Source organism: Rhodococcus sp. NPDC003322, from assembly GCF_053589555.1.
In genome coordinates this window covers 184493-204945 of sequence record NZ_JBSFSC010000003.1, presented here as the reverse complement: position 1 = coordinate 204945, position 20453 = coordinate 184493, and the positions used below count along the sequence as shown (strand labels likewise).

At 68.9% G+C, this 20453-nt stretch carries 18 protein-coding genes; 14 read left to right on the top strand and 4 right to left on the bottom strand.

The window, feature by feature from the left end; translation table 11 throughout:
• Positions 1 to 16: 16 nt before the first annotated feature.
• Together ACWDUM_RS13170 and ACWDUM_RS13165 are read right to left on the bottom strand one after the other, a co-directional pair.
• Positions 17 to 898: an AAA family ATPase gene (locus ACWDUM_RS13170; protein ID WP_450134328.1), complete on the bottom strand. Its 882-nt coding sequence runs from the start codon at positions 896 to 898 to the stop codon at positions 17 to 19.
• Positions 899 to 922: 24 nt separating this feature from the next.
• Entirely contained in the window at positions 923 to 2197 is a 1275-nt protein-coding gene (locus ACWDUM_RS13165; RefSeq protein ID WP_450134327.1) for a glutamate-5-semialdehyde dehydrogenase, read from the bottom strand.
• Positions 2198 to 2569: 372 nt separating this feature from the next.
• Between ACWDUM_RS13165 and ACWDUM_RS13160 the strand changes: the two genes are divergently transcribed.
• From ACWDUM_RS13160 to ACWDUM_RS13150, 3 genes are all read left to right on the top strand, one after another.
• Positions 2570 to 4048 carry an MFS transporter gene (locus ACWDUM_RS13160; RefSeq protein ID WP_450134326.1) on the top strand — a complete coding sequence of 493 codons (1479 nt, stop codon included), beginning with the start codon at positions 2570 to 2572 and terminating at the stop codon, positions 4046 to 4048.
• A gap of 86 nt (positions 4049 to 4134) precedes the next feature.
• Complete coding sequence (locus ACWDUM_RS13155; RefSeq protein WP_450134325.1) at positions 4135 to 5025, top strand: ribokinase; 891 nt, start codon at positions 4135 to 4137, stop codon at positions 5023 to 5025.
• A gap of 75 nt (positions 5026 to 5100) precedes the next feature.
• On the top strand, positions 5101 to 6891 hold the full coding sequence (locus ACWDUM_RS13150; protein ID WP_450134324.1) for an AMP-dependent synthetase/ligase: 1791 nt from the start codon (positions 5101 to 5103) through the stop codon (positions 6889 to 6891).
• 36 nt (positions 6892 to 6927) lie between these two features.
• On the opposite strand, the gene ACWDUM_RS13145 is transcribed toward ACWDUM_RS13150, so the two are convergent.
• Entirely contained in the window at positions 6928 to 8154 is a 1227-nt protein-coding gene (locus ACWDUM_RS13145) for an amidohydrolase (protein WP_450134323.1), read from the bottom strand.
• An 89-nt stretch (positions 8155 to 8243) separates the two neighbouring features.
• On the opposite strand from ACWDUM_RS13145, the gene ACWDUM_RS13140 reads away from it, so the two are divergent.
• From ACWDUM_RS13140 to ACWDUM_RS13090, 11 genes are all read left to right on the top strand, one after another.
• Entirely contained in the window at positions 8244 to 10340 is a 2097-nt protein-coding gene (locus ACWDUM_RS13140; protein ID WP_450134322.1) for a DEAD/DEAH box helicase, read from the top strand.
• Positions 10341 to 10618: 278 nt separating this feature from the next.
• Positions 10619 to 11134: a diaminobutyrate acetyltransferase gene (gene ectA / locus ACWDUM_RS13135; RefSeq protein WP_450134321.1), complete on the top strand. Its 516-nt coding sequence runs from the start codon at positions 10619 to 10621 to the stop codon at positions 11132 to 11134.
• On the top strand, positions 11134 to 12396 hold the full coding sequence (gene ectB / locus ACWDUM_RS13130; protein WP_450112128.1) for a diaminobutyrate--2-oxoglutarate transaminase: 1263 nt from the start codon (positions 11134 to 11136) through the stop codon (positions 12394 to 12396). The genes ectA and ectB overlap by 1 nt, the downstream gene beginning before the upstream one ends.
• Positions 12397 to 12411: 15 nt before the next feature.
• Entirely contained in the window at positions 12412 to 12810 is a 399-nt protein-coding gene (locus ACWDUM_RS13125; RefSeq protein WP_450134320.1) for an ectoine synthase, read from the top strand.
• Positions 12811 to 12826: 16 nt separating this feature from the next.
• The gene (locus ACWDUM_RS13120) at positions 12827 to 13750 is read left to right on the top strand and encodes a D-isomer specific 2-hydroxyacid dehydrogenase family protein (protein WP_450134319.1); all 924 of its coding nucleotides are present in this window, start codon (positions 12827 to 12829) and stop codon (positions 13748 to 13750) included.
• 572 nt (positions 13751 to 14322) lie between these two features.
• Positions 14323 to 15711 carry an aromatic ring-hydroxylating oxygenase subunit alpha gene (locus tag ACWDUM_RS13115; RefSeq protein ID WP_450134318.1) on the top strand — a complete coding sequence of 463 codons (1389 nt, stop codon included), beginning with the start codon at positions 14323 to 14325 and terminating at the stop codon, positions 15709 to 15711.
• A gap of 17 nt (positions 15712 to 15728) precedes the next feature.
• A complete protein-coding gene (locus ACWDUM_RS13110) occupies positions 15729 to 16199 on the top strand; it encodes a hypothetical protein (protein ID WP_450134317.1) in 471 nt (156 codons plus the stop codon).
• Between the two features lie 49 nt (positions 16200 to 16248).
• Positions 16249 to 16788: a hypothetical protein gene (locus tag ACWDUM_RS13105; protein ID WP_450134316.1), complete on the top strand. Its 540-nt coding sequence runs from the start codon at positions 16249 to 16251 to the stop codon at positions 16786 to 16788.
• 16 nt (positions 16789 to 16804) lie between these two features.
• Positions 16805 to 17614, top strand: a complete 810-nt coding sequence (locus tag ACWDUM_RS13100) for a TauD/TfdA dioxygenase family protein (protein ID WP_450134315.1) — start codon at positions 16805 to 16807, stop codon at positions 17612 to 17614.
• Positions 17611 to 18324, top strand: a complete 714-nt coding sequence (locus ACWDUM_RS13095) for an SDR family NAD(P)-dependent oxidoreductase (protein WP_450134314.1) — start codon at positions 17611 to 17613, stop codon at positions 18322 to 18324. Before ACWDUM_RS13100 ends, ACWDUM_RS13095 begins: the two co-directional genes overlap by 4 nt.
• Before the next feature lie 20 nt (positions 18325 to 18344).
• A complete protein-coding gene (locus ACWDUM_RS13090) occupies positions 18345 to 19724 on the top strand; it encodes an ABC transporter substrate-binding protein (protein ID WP_450134313.1) in 1380 nt (459 codons plus the stop codon).
• A 60-nt stretch (positions 19725 to 19784) separates the two neighbouring features.
• Here ACWDUM_RS13090 and ACWDUM_RS13085 read toward each other — a convergent pair whose 3' ends face one another.
• The gene (locus ACWDUM_RS13085; RefSeq protein WP_450112119.1) at positions 19785 to 20414 is read right to left on the bottom strand and encodes a TetR/AcrR family transcriptional regulator; all 630 of its coding nucleotides are present in this window, start codon (positions 20412 to 20414) and stop codon (positions 19785 to 19787) included.
• Between the last annotated feature and the right edge of the window lie 39 nt (positions 20415 to 20453).

The following is a 20453-nucleotide window of genomic DNA, read 5'->3' as shown; positions in this document are numbered from 1 at the left end:
TCTTCTCGCCCGCGACCTAGTTGAGGCGCAGCTCGGCCGCGGCCCGCTGCTGGTCGGACTGGTGCTTGAGGACGACGCCCATCGTGGTGCGGATCGCGTCGTCGTCGAGGGTGTCCATCCCGAGTGCGAGCAGGGTGCGACCCCAGTCGATGGTCTCCGCGACCGACGGCAGTTTCTTGAGCTGCATGCCACGCAGCACCCGGATGGTGCGCACGAGCTGTTCGGCGACGGCCTCGGGCAGCTCGGGAACCCGGCTGGCGAGAATGCGGCGTTCGAGGTCGGCGTCGGGGAAGTCCAGGTGCAGGAACAGGCAGCGCCGCTTGAGCGCCTCGGACAGCTCCCGGGTGCCGTTGGAGGTCAGCACCGTGAACGGCTTGCGGGTGGCGGTGATGGTGCCGAGTTCGGGCACCGTGACCGCGAAATCACTGAGCACCTCGAGCAGCAGCCCCTCGATCTCGACGTCCGCCTTGTCGACCTCGTCGATCAGCAGCACGGTCGGATCCTCGCGGCGGATCGCGGTCAGCAGCGGGCGTGAGAGCAGGAACTCCTCGGCGAACACGTCCTGCTTCGTCTCGTCCCACGAGTGCTCCGAGCTGGCCTGGATGCGCAGGATCTGCTTGGCGTGGTTCCACTCGTAGAGGGCGCGCGCCTCGTCGACGCCCTCGTAGCACTGCAACCGCACCAGCTCGGCGCCGGACGTCTGCGCGACGGCCCGCGACAGCTCGGTCTTGCCGACACCGGCCGGACCTTCGATGAGCAGCGGCTTGCCGAGTCGGTCGGCGAGGAACACCGCGGTCGCGGTGCCCTTGTCGGCGAGGTACCCGGTCTCGGCGAGCCGGGCGATGACGTCGTCGACGCTGCTGAACACGGGCGGGGTGGCGGGGAGTGCTCGATCCACGATGGGAACCTTTCGGGCTGGAGGTCAGGCGGGGCGGGTGTGACCGTCGCCCCACACCACCCACTTGGTGGAGGTGAGCTCGGGCAGGCCCATCGGTCCGCGGGCGTGCAGCTTCTGGGTGGAGATGCCGATCTCGGCGCCGAACCCGAACTGCTCACCGTCGGTGAAGGCGGTCGACGCGTTGACCATGACCGCGGCCGCGTCGACGCGGGCGGTGAACTCGCGGGCCGCGGACAGGTCGTCGGTGACGATGGCCTCGGTGTGCCCCGTGCCGTAGCGGTCGATGTGCTCGACGGCCTCGTTCAGGTCGGCGACGACCTTCATGGCGACGTCGAGGGTCAGGTACTCCTCGGCCCAGTCGGACTCGGTGGCGGGCACCTGGCCGGGCAGGTCGCCGTGGATGACGACGCTCTGCGCCTGCAGCGCCTGGGTGAGCGCGGGGACCGCGGTGTCCGCGATGGCGGCGTCGATCAGGATCGTCTCGGCGGTGTTGCACACGCTGGGCCGGCGGGTCTTGGCGTTGATCACGATCTTCTCCGCCTTGACCAGGTCGGCGGCGGAGTGCACGTAGACGTGGCAGTTGCCGACGCCGGTCTCGATGGTCGGCACGGTGGCGTCGCGGACGACGGCACTGATCAGCCCGGCCCCGCCGCGCGGGATGACCACGTCGACGAGTCCGCGGGCCTGGATCAGGTGGGTGACCGAGGACCGGTCCTCGCTCGGCAGCAGCTGGACGGCGTCGGCGGGCAGCCCCTGAGCGGTCAGCGCGCCGCGCAGCACCTCGACGAGCGCGGCGTTGGAGTTCTTCGCCGACGACGAGCCGCGCAGCAGGGCCGCGTTGCCGGACTTGAGCGCGAGGCCGAACGCGTCGACGGTGACGTTGGGGCGGGCCTCGTAGACCATGCCGACGACGCCGAGCGGGACGCGCAGCTGCCGGATCTCGAGGCCGTTCGGGAGGGTGGTGCCGCGGACGACCTCGCCGATCGGGTCGGCGAGACCGGCGACCTGCCGCAGGCCCGAGGCGATGCCGTCGACCCGGTCGGCGGTCAGCCGCAGCCGGTCGATCAGGGATTCCTCGGTGCCGGCGGCCCGCGCGGCCTCGACGTCGGCGGCATTGGCCGCGAGCACGGTGTCGGTCGAGGCGAGGACGGCGTCGGCGGCGGCGTGCAGTGCCGCGTCCTTCTGCGCCGTGGTCAGCAGCGCCAGCGTTCGCGACGCCACACGTGCGCGGCGCGCGGCCGCGTGCACGGCCTCCCGGACGGAGTCGGTCACCTGGGCACCCTCGTTCACGGCGGTCATGAGTACAGCGTAACGACCGCTAAGCACAGGGGTACGGGGCGGAGAGCCCGTGACACCGCGAAGTTCGACACGCGCACGGAAGTTCGACACGCACATGGGCGATTGTTAGCGTGGCTTCGTTATCCGCTGGTGGCTTCGGACCGGGTACCGCGTCGACGTGACGGTGTACCGGAACGGTTTCGGAGCATTGCCGCGAGCCAGAGCCATCCGGTGGGGGCCGGACAGAGCCACAGGGCCGCGCGCCGTCGACACCCGACCAGCACCGCCGCCGTGCGGGCGTCGAAAAGATGCGTGCATCAGGTACGTACCCCGCCGGCGCGGCACATGCCTGCCGGGCACGAGCTCGGGACGGCAGCGCTGAGGAGCGCACACATGAACCCACAATCACAGATCAGCAGCGCCGACATCACCGCGTCACCCGACGTCACCGTTGTCGACGAGTCATCGGTCAAGCGGGCCGTGAAGGCGACGATGCTCGGCAACGCGATGGAATGGTTCGACTTCGGCGTGTACGCCTACCTGGCGACCACACTCGGGAAGGTCTTCTTCCCCGAGGCCAGCGGCGTGGCACAGCTGTTGTCCACCTTCGCGATCTTCGCCGCGGCCTTCGTCGTGCGCCCACTCGGCGGGCTCTTCTTCGGGCCACTCGGCGACCGGATCGGACGCAAACGCGTGCTGGCCACGACGATCGTCATGATGGCCGCCAGCACGTTCGCGATCGGACTCGTGCCGAGCTACGCGTCGATCGGGGTGGCCGCACCGATCCTGCTGGTGGTGTTCCGTCTCCTGCAGGGCTTTTCAACCGGTGGCGAGTACGGCGGCGCCAGCACCTTCGTCGCCGAGTACGCCCCGGACCGCCGCCGCGGATTCTTCGCCAGCTTCCTCGAACTCGGCACGCTCGCCGGCTACGTCGCCGCCGCAGCCCTCGTGACCACGATCCAGGCGCTGACCACGGACGAGGCCCTGGTCGGCTGGGCCTGGCGGATCCCGTTCCTGATCGCGGGCCCGCTCGGGCTGATCGGCCTGTACCTGCGTCTGCGGCTGGAGGAGACACCGGCATTCCGGGCGCTGGAGGACGCCCGCACCGAGACCGACGGGACCGCGGAGTCCCCCCAGGTGAGTGCGCTGGCGAAGCTGCGGGAGACCGTCACGGGCAGTTGGCGGCCGATGCTGCTGTGCATCGTCCTCGTCGCGACCTACAACATCGCGCACTACGGTCTGCTCACCTATATGCCGACCTACCTGTCGAACACCCTCGGATACGACGAGACGCACGGCCTGCTCCTGATGATCGTGGTGATGGTCGCGATGATGGTGGCGATCACCCGGGTCGGCGCACTCTCCGACCGGCTGGGCCGAAAGCCACTGCTGCTCATCGGTTTCGCCGGCTTCTTCGTCCTGTCCCTGCCGGCGTACCTGCTGATCGGACAGGGCGGCTACCTCCCGGTGATCGTCGGCCTGGCCATCCTCGGTGCGTTGCTGCTGCTGTTCGTCGGCGTCTTCCCGTCGGTGCTGCCCGCCCTGTTCCCCACCGGTGTCCGCTACGGTGCGCTCGCGATCGCGTACAACCTCGCGGTCTCACTGTTCGGCGGCACGACCCCGTTGGCGATCACGGCACTCGAGGACGCGACCGGGAGCACCCTCGTCGCACCCTTCTACATGATGGGCGCCGCCCTGATCGGTGGTTTCGCGGTCCTGCTGATCCCCGAGACCGCACGACGCCCGCTCGAGGGCTGCGCCCCCGCGGTCGCCACGGAATCCGAGGCCCGTACCGTGCTGCGGCGCCTGCGGACCCGAACCGCACACGCCGCAACCGAACTCGCCCGCCGGCCGCAGGCCGATCACGCCTGAGCAGTCACAACCCCACCATCCGACCGAATGTGGGATTCGATCACGTGAAGTGATCGAATCCCACATTCGGTCAGTACCCTGAGCTCATGTCCGGCACCGTGACCGTCCTCGGCAGCGTCAACATGGACCTCGTGGCCACCACTCCCCGAATGCCGCGTCCAGGAGAAACAGTGCTGGGCAACGGATTCCATACGGGGTCGGGCGGGAAAGGCGCCAACCAGGCGGTCGCGGCGGCACGCGCGGGCGCGGACGTCACCTTCCTCGGTGCGGTCGGCGACGACACGTTCGCCGCACCACTGCGGGCCGGCCTGGCCGACGCGGGGGTGGACGTGACACTGCTGCGCGTGGCGCCCGGACCGAGCGGGGTCGCCGCGATCACCGTCGATGCGACGGGCGAGAACTCGATCGTGGTGGTGCCCGGCGCGAACGCCACCGTCACCACCCTGACCGAGGCGGACCTCGCCGCCGTCGCACGCGCCGACGTGCTGCTGTGCCAGCTCGAACTGCCGGTCCCGACGGTCACCGCCGCTGCTGCCCACGCCCGCGCTGCGGGCAGCACGGTGTTCCTGAATCCGTCTCCGGCGGGGCCACTTCCGGATGCGCTCGTCGCTGCCGTGGATGTACTCGTCGTCAACGAGACCGAGGCCGCGCAACTCGGCGAAGCCACCCTGGACCGGGTGCCCCACCTGATCACGACACTGGGCGGTCGCGGCGCCCGCTGGCGAGGACCCGACGGTGCCTCGGCGCACGCCGAGGCGCACGCCGTCGCGGTCGTCGACACCACCGGCGCCGGCGACGCGTTCACCGGCACCCTCGCCGCGTCGTGGCACCTCGGTCCGACGGCGGCGCTGCAGCGCGCGACCGCGGCCGGGGCACTTGCGACCACCCGACCCGGCGCGGCGGCGTCCTCCCCCACCGCCGCGGAGGTGGACGATCTGCTCGCGCGACATCCGGACGCCAAACCGATGCGCAACTAGTTCGCCTGGCATACCATCGCCCCACTGCGGCCAGAGTGAGTCAGATCACATGCCGCCCGTCGAATGGGGTACCGGATGAACCGGACAGTTGCGGGCACGACCATCGCGGATCTCGCGTTCCGTGCCGCCGAGGCGTACGGCGACCGTCCCGCCGCGCGCTGGCAGAGCGCACCGGACCAGTGGGAAGAGATCAACTACCGGGAGCTCGCCGACCGGGTCACCGACTTCGGGGCCGGCCTGATCGACCTCGGGCTGTCCCCCGGCGACCGCGTCGCGGTCCTCGGAGCCACCCGCCCGGACTGGTCGATCGCGCACCTGGCGATCGTCGCGGCGGGCGGCGTGCACGTCTCGGTCTACCCGACCAACTCCGCGGAAGAATGCGCGTGGGTGGTGGGCAATTCGGAGGCCCGCGGCATCGTCTGCGAGAACGCCGAGCAGGTCGCCAAGATCGCGGCCGTCCGCGACCAGCTCCCGGCTCTGGAGTGGATCGTCGTCCAGGGCGGTGAGGCGGAGGGTGCGGTGCCGGCGGACGAGATCCGCGAACGGGGCCGCGCGGCCGGCGCCGAGGAACTGCGGCGACGTTCGGCCGCGGTCGATCCGTCGGATCCGTACGTGTTCATGTACACCTCGGGCACCACGGGGCCGCCGAAGGGCTGCGTCCTCTCCCACGGCAACTACCGCGCGATCATGACCGCGAATGTCGCCCTGGACGAGATCGAGGGCATCGAATCCGACGAGGACATGGTGCTGTACCTGTTCCTGCCGCTCGCGCACGCATTCGCGCTGCTCTTCCAACTGCTGGCGTTCGACCGCGGCGGGGTCATCGCCTACTGGGGCGGCGACACCGCCCGCATCGTCGCCGAGGTGATGCAGGTGCGGCCCACCCATCTGCCGTCGGTGCCGCGCGTGTTCGAGAAGGTCTACACCCTGGCGGTCGGATCCAAGCCTGCCGAGGAGCGTGACCGGATCCTCGCCGCCGCGGCACTCGGGGTCCGGGTGCGGGACATGGAGCAGGCGGGCGAACCGGTGCCCGCCGAGTTGAGGACGCAGTTCGACGCCGCCGATGCCGCACTGTTCCAGGGCGTGCGGGGCCTGTTCGGCGGCAACCTCGATCTCGCGATCACGGGAACCGCCCCGATCTCGAAGGAGATCCTCGAGTTCTTCTACGGCTGCGGCGTGCCGCTGATGGAGGGCTTCGGAATGACCGAGACCTCCACGGGCGCGACGGTGAACACCGCCCGGAACCACCGGTTCGGCACCGTCGGCCGGACGCTGCCCGGCATCGAGGCCCGGGTCGCCGAGGACGGCGAGCTCCTACTCAAGGGCGGCAACATCTTCCAGGGCTACTACAAGATGGAGGACGCGTCGTTCGGGGCGATCACCGACGGCTGGTTGCACACCGGCGACCTCGCGTCGATCGACGAGGACGGCTACGTCTCGATCATCGGCCGCAAGAAGGACATCATCGTCACCTCCGGCGGCAAGAACCTGACACCGGCGAACCTGGAGAACGATCTCAAGCGGTCGCCGTGGATCAGCCAGGCCGTGATGCACGGCGACCGCCGCCCCTACCCGGTGGTGCTGGTGACCCTCGACCCGGAGACGGTACTGCCCTGGGCGCAGGCCCAGGGCCTCCCGGATTCGATCGCCGCGCTGTCGACACACCCGACCGTCGTCGATCTCGTCCAGCAGGCTGTGGACGCCGCGAACGCCAAACTGGCTCAGCCCGAACAGGTCAAGAAGTTCGCCATCGCCGACCGGGACCTGTCCCAGGAGACCGGCGAGCTGACCCCGACCCTGAAGATCAAACGGAAGGTGGTCGGCGAGAACTTCGCCGCCGTGTTCGACGCGATGTACACGGACTGACCCGCCGGGACGGCGGCGCCCACCCCGGCGCCGCCGTCAGTCCAGCCACTCCAGCGCGGCCGTCACCAGCGCCGCCACCCCGGTGTCCAGGGTGGGCCGGATCGCGGGGGCGAACTGCGGGGAGTGGTTGGACGGCAGCGGCGTTCCGTCGCTCATGTCGAACCCGCCGAAGAACCAGTAGGCGAGCGGGATTCCGAGTTCGGTGGCGAGGTCGCCGACGTCCTCGCTGCCCGCGACGGGCCCGATCTCGAACACCTTGTCGTCGCCGAGCAGGCCGCGCAGCACCCCGAGGGTGCGCCGGGTGGCGTCGGCGTCGTTCACGGTGAGCGGGAAGCTGTTCAGCTCGGTGATCTCCGGCTGCATCGGGGCACCGGACGCGTCGGCCTCGGCGTTGGCGATCCGGGTGATGCCCTCGGCGAGCTGCTCGGCGACGTGGGTGTCGAAGGCTCGGGTGTTGACCTTGAGCACCGCCTCGTCCGGGATGACGTTCTCCTTGGTGCCTGCCTGAAACGAGCCGACGGTGACCACGGCCGGGTTGGTCGGCGACACCTCACGCGAGACCAGGGTCTGCAGCCGCATCACGGTCGAGGCGCCCATCACGACCGGATCGATCGTGTGGTCGGGCATCGACCCGTGCCCGCCGCGGCCGAACATCCGGATCTGCACGCTGCGCGCCGCGGCCATCGCGGTGCCGAGGCTGGCGAACACGGTGCCCACCGGGCCCGGCATGACGTGCTGGCCGAGCACCACCGACGGGGCGGGGATCTTCGAGTAGAGACCGTCGTCGATCATCCGGCGGGCGCCGTCGCCGAGCTCCTCGGCGGGCTGGAACAGCGCGACGAGAGTGCCCGACCACTGCTCCCGCCCGGCGGCGAGCAGGTCCGCGGCACCGAGCAGGCAGGTGACGTGCATGTCGTGACCGCACGCGTGCATCACCGGCACTGTGTCGCCCGCGCCGTCGACCGCGGTGGCGGTGGACGCGTACTCGAGCCCCGTGTCCTCGCGGACCGGCAACGCGTCCATGTCGGCCCGCAGCAGCACCACCGGCCCGTCGCCGTTCCGCAGCACCCCGACCACGCCGGTGCCTCCGATCCCCGCGGTCACCTCGTACCCGGACGCGGCGAGGCGCTCGGCGACGATTCCCGCCGTGCGGTGTTCGGCGTGCGAGAGCTCGGGATGCGCGTGCAGGTCTCGGTAGAGGTCGACCAGCTCGGCGGCGAGCGCGTCGAAACCCGACAGAATCGTGTGATCGGTCACGTCCATCCGTCAGGCCTACCACGCCGTAGCGGATTTCGGCGTCAGGTCCCGGCAGGCGGTCATCGTTGTCGGTGTCGTCGGGCACGATGGACGCCATGACCTCAGCCACCACGGACCTACGCGCCGACGCCGAAGCCCTGCTACGGGAGCTCGCAGGCCCGGACGCACGGCTGCGGGAGGACCAGTGGGTCGCCATCGAGGCGCTGGTCGTCCAGCGGCGGCGCGCACTGGTCGTGCAGCGCACCGGCTGGGGCAAGTCCGCGGTGTACTTCATCTCCGCGAAGCTGCTGCGGGCCCGCGGGCACGGCCCGACCGTCATCGTCTCGCCGCTGCTGGCGTTGATGCGCAACCAGGTCGACTCCGCCGCACGCGCCGGGGTGCGGGCGGCGACGATCAACTCCGGCAACGTCACCGAGTGGGACGAGATCCACCAGCGCATCGCGGACCGCGAGGTGGACGTGCTGCTGGTCAGCCCCGAACGGTTGAACAACCCCAACTTCCGGGACCAGGTGCTGCCGTCCCTGGCCGCGGACGCCGGCCTCGTCGTGGTCGACGAGGCCCACTGCGTCTCCGACTGGGGCCATGACTTCCGTCCCGACTACCGGCGCATCCGCACCCTGATCGCCGAACTGGGCGACGGCATCCCGGTGCTGGCCACCACCGCGACCGCCAACGACCGGGTGGTCGCGGACGTCTCCGCCCAGCTCGGCGTCGGCGGCGCCGAGACGCTGGTGCTGCGCGGTGGACTCGAACGCGAGTCGCTGTCGCTGTCGGTGGTCCGTATCGACGAGGCGACCGAGCGGGCGGCCTGGCTCGGGCAACGGCTCGACTCGCTGCCCGGGTCGGGCATCATCTACACCCTCACGGTGTCCGCGGCCCGCGACCTCGCCGCGCTGCTGGCCGAGCAGGGGCACACGGTCGCCGCGTACACCGGGCAAACCGACACCGCCGAGCGTGAGCAACTCGAGGCGGACCTGTTGAACAACCGGGTCAAGGCACTGGTCGCGACGTCGGCCCTCGGGATGGGCTTCGACAAGCCCGACCTGGGGTTCGTCGTGCACCTGGGGGCGCCGTCCTCCCCGATCTCGTACTACCAGCAGGTCGGCCGCGCCGGCCGCTCCACCGACCGCGCCGAGGTGGTGCTGCTGCCCGGGCACGAGGATCGGCAGATCTGGAGTTACTTTGCCTCCGTTGCCTTCCCGCGTGAACACGTGGTGCGGCGCGTGCTCGAGGTGCTCGACCCCGAGCGTCCTCAGTCCACGCAGGCCCTCGAACCGCTGGTCGAGCTGAACCGGTCGCGGCTGGAAATGGTGCTCAAGGTGCTCGATGTGGACGGGGCGGTCCGCCGGGTGCGCGGCGGCTGGATCGGCACCGGGCAGCCGTGGGTGTACGACGCACCGCGCTACGAGCGGCTCGAGCGGGCCCGGTCGGCCGAGCAGCAGGCGATGGTCGACTATCAGACCACGTCGATGTGCCGGATGGAGTTCTTGCGTCGCCAGCTCGACGACCCGCTGCTGTCGGACGCTGCGGCGCCGTGCGGTCGCTGCGACAACTGCACCGGCGTCGCCGTCGACGCCACCGTCGACGCGGAGTCGATCGCCCGGGCGAGGGCCCGCCTGGACCGCCCCGGTGTGGACCTGGCGCCCCGCAAACAGTGGCCGACCGGCCTGGCGAAGCTCGGAGTCTCGTTGTCCGGGAAGATCACCGACGGCCCGGAGACGGGGCGGGTGCTCGGCAGGCTGTCCGACCTCGGCTGGGGTCAGCGACTGCGCGCACTGTTCGACGGCCCGGACGGTCCCGTCCCGGACGCCGTGGTCGACGCCGCGATCAAGGTGCTGGCGTCCTGGGACTGGGAGGTGCGCCCGACCTCGGTGATCGCGCTCGAGTCCGAGTCCCGACCGCAGCTGGTGGCGTCGCTTGCGGCCCGGCTGGCGCAGGTGGGCCGGCTGACCGATCTCGGCGTCCTGCCCCGCACACCCGGCCACCCCCCGGTGTCGGCGGCGAATTCCGCGTACCGCGTCGCCGGGCTGGCGGGCGCGTGGACGGCACCGGACCTGACCGCGGTCAGCGGGCCGATCCTGCTCGTCGACGACCTGTCGGACACCGGCTGGACGTTGACGATGGCGGCGCGCGAACTCCGGTCGGCGGGCGCCGACGCCGTCCTGCCGTTCGCGTTGGCGAGCGTCAGCTGATCGAGCCGCGGACGGCCCCTGACGACGGTGCCCGTCCGCCTGTCGGGTGCCGCGCCGACGAGGTCCGCGAGGACGACCACAATCGCCCGAAACACCCCGAGCGCTACACAATGTGTCGTACATCACATCCATGGTCTCACCAGCATCGAACCCGGCGTGTTGCAACCAATTTCGCATCACGGGGGTGAAACGGCCGTGCTCCCGTTGTTACGTTCGGATTGCATATGAAGCCAGCTACGGAGAGCAGTACCCCAACCCTGTCACTTCACCCGCCGACGATGACGGACGACCCGAGGCACCGGGCGACCGCCTGCCGCAGGCCGACGGTCGCCGACGGAACCAGGATGTGGGAGATCGCCCGCGACTCGCGAGTGCTCGATCTCAATTCCAGCTACTCCTACCTGTTGTGGTGCAGAGATTTCCACGACAGCTCCACCGTCGCCGAGATCGACGGTCGCGTCGTCGGGTTCGTCACCGGATTCGTCCGGCCACAGGACCCGCAGACCGTGTTCGTCTGGCAGGTCGCCGTCGACGAGAGCGCACGCGGCCAGGGAGTGGCCGCCACGATGCTCGGCGACCTCCTCGATCACCTTGCACACCAGGGGATCACCCGCCTGGAAACGACGATCAGCCCGGACAACACCGCGTCGATCGCCCTGTTCACGGCATTGGCCCGCAACCGCTACACCACCATCACGAAGCGAGAACTTTTCACCCCCAGTCACTTTCCCGATACGCACGAATCCGAAGAGCTCTACGTCGTCGGGGACGAGAGCACCGAAGGAGCGCGATGATGACCACCGCAGTCGACACCAGTATCTTCACCACCCTCGAATCCGAGGTCCGCAGCTACAGCCGGTCCTGGCCGACCGTCTTCGAGTCCGCGTCCGGGTCCTGGCTGCGCGCCGAGGACGGTCGCGAGTACCTGGACTTCTTCGCCGGGGCAGGCGCACTGAACTACGGCCACAACAACCCGGTCCTCAAGCGGGCCCTCCTCGACTACATCGACGCCAACGGCATCACCCACGGCCTCGACATGCACACCGTCGCCAAGCGGCGCTTTCTCGAGACCTTCGAGGACCTCGTCCTGACGCCGCGCCGACTCGACTACAAGGTCCAGTTCCCCGGACCCACCGGCACCAACGCGGTCGAATCGGCGCTCAAGCTCGCCCGCAAGGTCACCGGACGCGAGTCGATCGTCAACTTCACCAACGCCTTCCACGGCATGACCCTCGGATCCCTCTCGGTCACCGGCAACTCCATGAAGCGCGCGGGCGCGGGGGTCCCCCTCGTCCACTCCACGCCGATGCCGTTCGACAACTACTTCGACGGCGAGATGCCCGACTTCCACTGGTTCGAGCGCGTCCTGGACGACGCGGGCAGCGGCCTCAACCGGCCCGCCGCCGTCATCGTCGAGACCGTCCAGGGCGAGGGGGGCGTCAACGTCGCCCGCCCCGAGTGGCTCCGCGCCCTCGCCGACCTGTGCTCCTCGCGCGGGATCCTGCTCATCGTCGACGACGTCCAGATGGGCTGCGGTCGCACCGGCCCGTTCTTCTCATTCGAGATCGCCGGCATCACGCCCGACATCGTCACCCTCTCGAAGTCCATCGGCGGCTACGGCCTTCCGATGGCACTGACCCTGTTCAAGCCGGAACTCGACGTCTGGTCCCCCGGCGAACACAACGGCACCTTCCGTGGCAACAACCCCGCCTTCGTCACGGCCACCGCCGCGCTCGAGCAGTACTGGTCCGACGATCTGCTGCAGCTGTCCACCGCATCCAAGGGCCGGCGGATCGGGGAGATCTTCGCCAACCTCGCGGATTCGTTCGACGGCGTCAGCACCCGCGGTCGCGGAATGGTGCAGGGCCTGGTGTTCGACGATCCGGGCAAGGCGGTGAAGGTGTGCGGCCTCGCATACGACGAGGGCCTGTTGGCCGAGACCTCGGGCCCGTCGGACGAGGTCGTGAAACTTCTTCCGCCCCTGACGATCACGAGCGACGAATTGAACCACGGCCTGAGCATTCTCGCCGAAGCCACTGCCAAGGTCTGCGCCTGACGAGGAGATTTCCCAATGATCGTTCGCACCACCGATGAGATCACCGACACCGACCGCGACATCACGAGCGCCGACGGCAACTGGCGTTCCAAGCGCATCGTGCTCGCCGGCGACGGCGTCGGGTTCTCCTTCCACGAGACCACCATCGCCCCCGGCTCGGTCAACGAGTTCCACTACGCCAACCACATCGAGGCCGTCTGGCTGATCGAGGGCGACGGCATCCTCACCGACCTGGACAGCGGCGAGGTGCACGAACTGCGGCCGGGCACCATGTACCTGCTCGACGGCCACGAACGGCACCGCGTCGAACCGGTCACGCAGATGCGGATGCTGTGCGTGTTCAACCCCCCGGTCACCGGCCGGGAGGTGCACGACGAGAATGGCGTCTACCCGCTGATCGAGATGCCCGCCTGACGTTCAGGAGTACGCCATGACGCCCGTGCCCGTCGCCCTCGGACCTCACGCCGATCCGGCCCTGATGGACGCGATCGTCCGCGCCGGCGGACAGTGGTCACCGATGGAGGGGGCACGGGCGTTGGTCTGGGACGCCGGGCCGGAGAGGTTCCCCGAGACGCTGCCGGAGTCGATCCGCTGGGTGCAGCTCTACTCGGCCGGGGTCGAGGAGTGGTTCGCCGCGGGCATCATCGCCCGCCATCCGGGGGTCGAATGGACCTCGGCGGCGGGGGCGTTCGCGGCCACCGTCGCCGAGCACGCGCTCACCCTGCTGCTTGCGGGTGTGCGTTCGCTCCCCGACCAGATCACCGCGACCCGTTGGCGGCAGCAGGAGTTCTTCGGCCGGGTCGGGACGCTGCGTGGCAGCCGGGTCGGCATCCTCGGCGCCGGCGGCATCGGCCGCGCGCTGGTCCCGATGCTGACGGCGGTCGGCGCGACCGTGGTGGCGGTGAACCGGTCCGGAACACCGGTACCCGGCGCCGAGGTGACGCTGCCCGCCGAGCGCACCGACGAGATGTGGAGCCAGGTCGACCATGTCGTGATCGCGGCCCCCGCGACCGCCGACACCCGGCACCTGGTCGGTGCCGAGGAGTTGCGGCGGCTGGGCCCCCGGTCCTGGGTGATCAACGTGGCGCGCGGCTCCCTCGTCGACACCGACGCCCTCGTCACCGCGCTGCGCGACGGCACGATCGGCGGTGCCGGGCTCGACGTCACCGACCCCGAACCGCTGCCCGACGGGCATCCGCTGTGGGCCCTGCCGAACGCCATCATCACCCCGCACTGCTCGAACCCGCCGGCGGTGCGGCCCCCGGCATTCGCCGAGCACGTCGCCGCCAATGTCGCCCGCTTCGCGGGCGGCGAGCCGCTGGTCGCCCGGATCGACCCGTCGACCGGTTACTGACCGGCCAACTGACACGCTCCCCCGCGCCCCGGGTGGCAACCGGTTGCACTCGCACCGGTCGCCACCCGGGGCGCACTGCTGTCTCGTGCCGAATCCGCCGAATCCCATTGACAACCCCGGACCGCTGTGGTCATCATGAATTAATCAATCACGCGATTGATTTTAGGGGATGGGGGTCCGCGCCCACCGCGCGAACCCGACGCACAGTCCGGCGACACCGGCGCGGTCACACCACCCCCGCCTGTGAGCACGTCAGCCCGTAGACAGCTTCACCTCGACCACGGCGTCGCGCCCTCGACGCACGGGGAGAGAGCCAGTCCCGCACGTGATCTGCGGTCTCCGTTTCGATCGGAAACCGGCACCACTCACCACCAGTTGTACGACCGTCACCGGTCCCCGGCACCAGCCATTGCGCGCTCGTGCCGTCGGGGCATGCCTCGACGTGTCCACACCTGTCTCGTAACCATCTGCGCCACAGACAGTTCCTTCACCGACACCCGGCGTACGGGTGTCGGTGAACCCACAGCCCTCCCCCGACACCGGGGTGCTCACCACCAAGAGGAGCGAATTCGATGCAGTCCGTATCAACGACACCCGACTCGGCACAGCCCCCGCGTCCGGGCGACTGGGTGGACACCGGTCGCGGCCTGGCCGACATCGGACCCGACGAGTTCACCATGCGCGTTCCCACCGACCGCTACACCTCCCGCGAATACGCCGACCGGGAACGCGATGCGGTCTGGATGAAGATCTGGCAGATCGCCGGTCGCGTCGACGAACTGCCCGCGGTCGGCGACTGGAAGGTCTACCAGATTCTGGACCAGTCCTTCATCCTCGTGCGCGGCAAGGACGAGCGGATCAGGGGCTTCGTCAACGCCTGCCGACACCGGGGCAACCCGCTGTGCGCCGGCCGGGGAAACTCGAAGCGATTCCTGTGCCAGTACCACCTGTGGTCCTACGATCTCGACGGCAAACTGCGCGGCGTCCTGCACGAGAAGGTGCTCGGACCGATCGACAAGGACGAGAACTCACTGCTCGAGGTCTCGGTCGACACCTTCGCCGGGTTCGTCTTCCTCAATCCCGACCCGGACGCGGAACCACTGGCCGACTTCCTCGGCCCCGAGGTCCGCGCGATGCTCGAGCCGTATCACCTCGAGGACATGGTCACCGTCATGAACGTCCGCGAGGGACTGGACTGCAACTGGAAGGTGGTCATCGACGCCTTCTCCGAGGGTTATCACATCTCCGGAATCCACCCCCAGTTGCTCAGGGCGATCACGATCGACCCGACGATGAGCCGTTACCGCTTCCTGGACAAGCACATCGTCTCGTGCGCGCCGTTCGAGGTCGCGCAGGTCGGTGACGCCGGCCCCGAGGAACAGGTCGAAGGAATCCGCGAACTCCCCGAAACCTTCCCGTCTCTCACCGCGATCCTGCCCCGATTCGAGGAACTCGTCGACGCGCACCGCACCGAGGGCAGCCCGCTGACCTTCCCGGACGGAGTGACCGCCCGGACGATTCTGCAGGAAGCGACCCGGGACACCCTGACTGCGATGGGCCTGGACGTCAGCGAGCTCACCGATGCGCAGATGAGCGACAACCACGGATGGGTGCTCTTCCCCAACTTCTTCATGACGATCCGGGCCGGCGAGGCCACCGTCATCATGGCTCTGCCCGATCCGGACGGCGACCCGAACCGCTGCATCTGGCACGTCACGAGCTATATGTGGCTGCCACAGGAGTTGCGTGACGCCTACCGCGCCGAACCGATCGAGGTCGACGAGCCGGGGAGCTTCAAGTACTTCCTCGCCCTCCAGCAGGACTACGAGCAGATGCCGCGACAGCAACGGGGTCTGCGCAATCGCGCACTCGACCACCTCACCCTGGTCAAGGAGGAAGTCGTCATCGCGCACTACCACGCCGTCGTCGACCGCTACCTCGACGCAGCCGCGACGTCCTGAGACGGGAGCAGAAACCCATGACCGAAAAGCGAATCGAAGACGTCCTCGACGAGCACACCGGGCGCGCACGCCGCGTCCTCGAGTACGGCCTCACCACCAAACGTCTCGTCGACGAGGCGAAGAAGCCCGGCTTCACCACCGACGGCTGGGCGCCGCTGGCTCGCCTGGTGGCAGTCGACGAGTTCGAGCGTGTGGGGAACTTCAAGGAAGTGATGGACTGGACCGGCTACGTCGAGTTCCTCACCAACTGGGCCACATCCTCCGACTGGGACTGCTCGTTCAAGCGCGTCACCGAGACGCCGGACGCGGTGTTCCTCGAACTCGAAGAACGCAGCACCATCGGCGATTTCAGCAGCGTCGTCAACTCGGTGTCGGTGTACGAGTTCGACGACTCGGACAGGATCCGACACATCGACGTCTACCTGCAGATGGCACTGCCGGATAACGGGATGCTCGAGAGCTACGAGGGCGTCGAGATCTCGGGGTGACCGGTTGCCGGCACCCAGCATTCACAACATTCGAGTGAGGAGACCGAAAGTGGAATTGGAAGAACGCATCGCACGCCATCGCGCCATGGCCGAGGGCTACGGCAACGCATACCTGCGTCAAGGTGTGCAGGACGGCGAGGAGTACACCGACGAAAACGGCCCGGGTGCGTGGAAATTCGCGCCCGACGCGATCTACACCTCGCCCTACTTCACGGGCGAGCAGGTGATCCTCATGAGCGAGGTCGCCGAGGACACGGCCCGGACCTCAACCCTGGAGGCCAAGGCGTATTCGCTGACCTTCCCGGACTGGAAGCCGACGAGCTTCAAGCACTGGCCGGCGGAGAACGGCTTCGTCATGAAGACCCGCTGGCAGGGCACCACGGTCGACGGCGTCTCGATGGGCTTCTACTCGTACAGTTTCGTCGAGACCAACGACGACGCCGAGATCACCCGCTGGGAGACCCACGTCAACGACGAGTACAGCCCCTTCCTCGAGGTCGCGATCGGGGTGAGCGGGCCGTTCCACGGCCAAACCGCGTACATGGAGGCGGTACACCGGTGCCTCGACCGAGCCGGCGTGTCCCTGTGAGCCGGAGGGGAATCCGATGATGGCGACGAAAGCCCTGGCCGCCACCTTCGGTGTCGAGGTGACCGGCGACGTCGATCTCACCGACGACACCGTCGTCGCGCGTCTCACCGAGGCCCTGCGGTGGCGCGGCGTCCTGGTGGTGCGGGGACTGCACCTCGACGACGAGGCACAGCTCGCCTTCAGCCGGCGGTTCGGCGAGGTGGTGCAACCACGGACGGGCATGGAACTGATGACCGTCTCCCTCGATCCGGCGGTCAGCCGGTCGGCCGAGTACCTCCACGCCACCCTGAACTGGCACATCGACGACACCTGCAGTGACGTACCGGCGAAGGTGACGGTGCTGACCTGCCGGCAGCCCGCAGCGACCGGCGGTGGCACGGAGTTCGCCAGCACCTACGCGGCCTACGAGGCACTGCCGGAGGCGGAACGCAAACGGTACGAAGGACTTCGGGTGCTGCACAGTTTCGAGGCGGCGCAGCGCACCGCCTGCCCCGATCCGACGGACGAACAGCTCGCCGGCTGGCGGACGCTGCCCACCCACGAGTCGTCGCTGATCTGGGAACGCCGCGACGGCCGCCGATCGCTCGTGATCGGTGCGACCGCCGACCACGTCGTCGGGATGGACCCGGTCGAGAGCCGCGCCCTTCTCGACGAGGTGCAGGAGTGGGCGACGCAGGAACGCTTCTGCCACACCCACGAGTGGGAGGCCGGGGACATGGTGGTGTGGGACAACACCGGGATGCTGCACCGTGCCCTGCCCTACGACGCGTCGTCCGAACGTCTCATGCGGCGCAGCACCGTCGTCGGTGACGAGCCGTGGACGTGAGCGCAGCGCGGACCGCGGTGGTCACCGGAGGCGGGTCCGGCATCGGGAAGTCGGTCGCACAGCGGCTGCGGCTCGACGGACACCGGGTCGCGGTGTTCGACCTGGCGCCGGCCGACGACGAGCACGGCTACGTCGTGGACGTCACCGACCGGAACCGGGTGGAGGAGGCCCTCGCCGAGGTCCGCGAGCGGTTCGGGCCGGTGACGATCCTGGTCAACGGGGCGGGGAACGAGGTGTTCGGACCGTTCCGCAAGCTGACCTTCGAGCAATGGCGGGCGACGATCGACGTCAACCTGCACGGCGTCTTCCACTGCACCCAGGCCACGCTGCCCGACATGGTCGAAGCAGGCTGGGGCCGGATCGTCAACATCTCCTCGTCCAGTACCCATTCGGGCCAGCCGTTCATGTCCTCGTATGTCGCCGCGAAGTCCGGGGTGAACGGCCTGACCAAGGCGCTCGCACTGGAGTACGGCCCGCGGGGTGTCACGGTCAACGCCGTTCCTCCGGGGTTCGTCGACACCCCGATGCTGCGCCGGGCCGAGTCCCGCGGTCAGCTGGGCGGCACCGTGGACGAGCACATCGCACGCACCCCGGTCCGCCGGGCGGGCCGGCCCGAGGACATCGCCGCCGCGTGCTCGTTCCTCGCGTCCGAGGAAGCCGGCTACATCACCGGCCAGATTCTCGGCGTGAACGGCGGGCGCAACACCTAGGCCGAGAGAAGGAGCCATCGTTGAAACGACACAAGGTAGTGGTAGCGCTGGCGGCGACGGCCGTGCTGGTCGCCGGATGCAGCGGCCGCAGCGGTAGCGTGGAATCCGACGCGGGGCCCGCGAAGTCGCCCTCGGGGGCTGCGGCCTCCGCCGATTTCGGTGATCTGACGGACATCTGTCAGCCCGGAGACGCCTCGAGTGCGTCCGCCCAGGGCGTCACCGCCGACGCAATCCAGGTCGGGGTGTTCTCCGACATCGGATTCACGAAGAACTCCGAGTTCGTCGACGCCGCAAAGGTGTTCACGTCGTGGTGCAACGACGCCGGCGGCATCAACGGCCGCAAGATCGTCGCGGAGACCCGCGACGCGAAGCTGATGGAGCCGCGGCAGCGGATGATCGAAGCGTGCCGGGAGGACTTCGCACTGTGCGGCGGCGGCGCGGGCCTCGATGCCCTCGGCGTCAAGGAACGGCTCAGCTGCCTGTTGCCGAGCTTTCCTGCCCAGGTGGTCCAGGAACGGTCCGCAGGCGCCGACCTCGAGATAAGTGCATCGCCGGCGAAGATCCCGGGATACGACAACTACGCCGGGTTCCGCACGTGGACGCTGAACGAGGCGTATCCGGACTCCAAGGCGGCCGTCGGCATGATCAACGGCGACTCGGCCGTCACCAAGGTCCTCGGTCAGATGAACGCCGAGACGCTCGCATCCATGGGTGCGACGGTCGTCTACGACGAGCTGTACCCGGCCATGGGGGTGTCGGACTGGACGCCATACGCCCAGGCCATCAAGAGCAAGGGCGTCAAGGGTCTCATCTTCATGGGAACCTGGGAGCAACTCGCGAAGCTCGAGGACGTCCTCACCGCCATGGACTACAAGCTCGACTGGATCGACGCGAACAACAACGCCTACAACCCCCAGTTCATCGAATTGCTGGGCAAGTCCGCAGATTTCCAGAACAACGTCGTCGACCTCAGCGGCATGACCCCGCTGGAGAGCGACGACCCCACCGTTGCCGAACTCCGGTCGCTGTACGACAAGTACGCGCCGGACGCGAAGATCACACTGCCCGCCATGCGGGCGTGGTCGTCCTGGTTGCTGTTCGCCAAGGCGGCGTCACACTGCGGTGACGACCTCACCCGCGCGTGTGTGTTCAACCAGGCACAGCAGGAGACCGCCTGGACCGGAGGCGGATTGCACGCCGCGGCAAACCTGGCCGAACCGATTCCGCCGCAACCCTGTTTCAACGTCGAGCGCGCGACGTCCAGTGGATGGACCGCCGCGGACTTCAAGCCCGACAACGGCATCTACCGCTGCGACATTCCGCCTCGCAAGTACACGGCCGATTTCGGTCAGCCGATGACCCTCGCCGATGTCGGCCTGAGCCAGAGCGACTTTCGCTGACAGCACGGCGTGACCAATAGCGCATCACGCACCGCGGAGCCACCGCGGTGCGTGATGCGTCTATCCGGTCATGTGGAACAGACTGCCCTGGAGCAGCAACTTCAACGCACGCACCGTCGCGTGGTACTCCTCCGGTGTCGCCGTCGCCGCCTGCTCGTTGAGCCCGCGCAGAATCGCGTGGATCACGTTCACAGCGCTGTCGACCTCCACGCCCGAAGCGAGTGCACCGTCCGCGTCCGCCTGCTCGACGATGCCGACCACGACACCGCGCAGCGCCGCGAAGATCGAATCGCTGTCCTCGCCGAGATGCAGATGTTCGGCCGCCTCGACCCGGATGGCCCGATCGAACGCAACCGCGAAGGGGTAGTCGCGCATCAGCCGGCCACCCTCGTCGAACACCGCCATGAGCTTGTCGACGACGCCGTCCGCCCGGTCCGCGGCGGCCGTGAACCGAGGAATCGAGAGCTCCGCGAGCTCGAGGAATGTCGCGGTGACGAGCTCGGACTTGTTGGGGAAATAGTGGTAGAGACTGCCGCTGGTGATTCCGGCCGTCCGCGCGATCTCGCGAATGGTGGCACGCGAGTACCCGAGTTCGGCCACGCAACGCATCGCCGCCGCGATGATGCGCTCCCGCGTCTCCTCCCCCTTGGACCCCACGGGTCGCCCCAGCGGCAGCGAGGTGGTCGACACGACATCTCCTGATTGGTCGGAAGCTTCTCCGCCAACCTT

What these genes read in the sequence shown, in the direction of transcription:
- ACWDUM_RS13155 (WP_450134325.1), top strand. Translation starts at nt 4,135, where the DNA reads ATGTCCGGCACCGTGACCGTCCTCGGCAGCGTCAACATGGACCTCGTG.
- ectB (WP_450112128.1), top strand. Translation starts at nt 11,134, where the DNA reads ATGACCACCGCAGTCGACACCAGTATCTTCACCACCCTCGAATCCGAG.
- ACWDUM_RS13145 (WP_450134323.1), bottom strand. Translation starts at nt 8,154, where the DNA reads ATGGACGTGACCGATCACACGATTCTGTCGGGTTTCGACGCGCTCGCC.
- ACWDUM_RS13125 (WP_450134320.1), top strand. Translation starts at nt 12,412, where the DNA reads ATGATCGTTCGCACCACCGATGAGATCACCGACACCGACCGCGACATC.
- ACWDUM_RS13165 (WP_450134327.1), bottom strand. Translation starts at nt 2,197, where the DNA reads ATGACCGCCGTGAACGAGGGTGCCCAGGTGACCGACTCCGTCCGGGAG.
- ACWDUM_RS13110 (WP_450134317.1), top strand. Translation starts at nt 15,729, where the DNA reads ATGACCGAAAAGCGAATCGAAGACGTCCTCGACGAGCACACCGGGCGC.
- ACWDUM_RS13160 (WP_450134326.1), top strand. Translation starts at nt 2,570, where the DNA reads ATGAACCCACAATCACAGATCAGCAGCGCCGACATCACCGCGTCACCC.
- ACWDUM_RS13115 (WP_450134318.1), top strand. Translation starts at nt 14,323, where the DNA reads ATGCAGTCCGTATCAACGACACCCGACTCGGCACAGCCCCCGCGTCCG.
- ACWDUM_RS13150 (WP_450134324.1), top strand. Translation starts at nt 5,101, where the DNA reads ATGAACCGGACAGTTGCGGGCACGACCATCGCGGATCTCGCGTTCCGT.
- ACWDUM_RS13100 (WP_450134315.1), top strand. Translation starts at nt 16,805, where the DNA reads ATGATGGCGACGAAAGCCCTGGCCGCCACCTTCGGTGTCGAGGTGACC.
- ACWDUM_RS13140 (WP_450134322.1), top strand. Translation starts at nt 8,244, where the DNA reads ATGACCTCAGCCACCACGGACCTACGCGCCGACGCCGAAGCCCTGCTA.
- ACWDUM_RS13120 (WP_450134319.1), top strand. Translation starts at nt 12,827, where the DNA reads ATGACGCCCGTGCCCGTCGCCCTCGGACCTCACGCCGATCCGGCCCTG.
- ectA (WP_450134321.1), top strand. Translation starts at nt 10,619, where the DNA reads ATGACGGACGACCCGAGGCACCGGGCGACCGCCTGCCGCAGGCCGACG.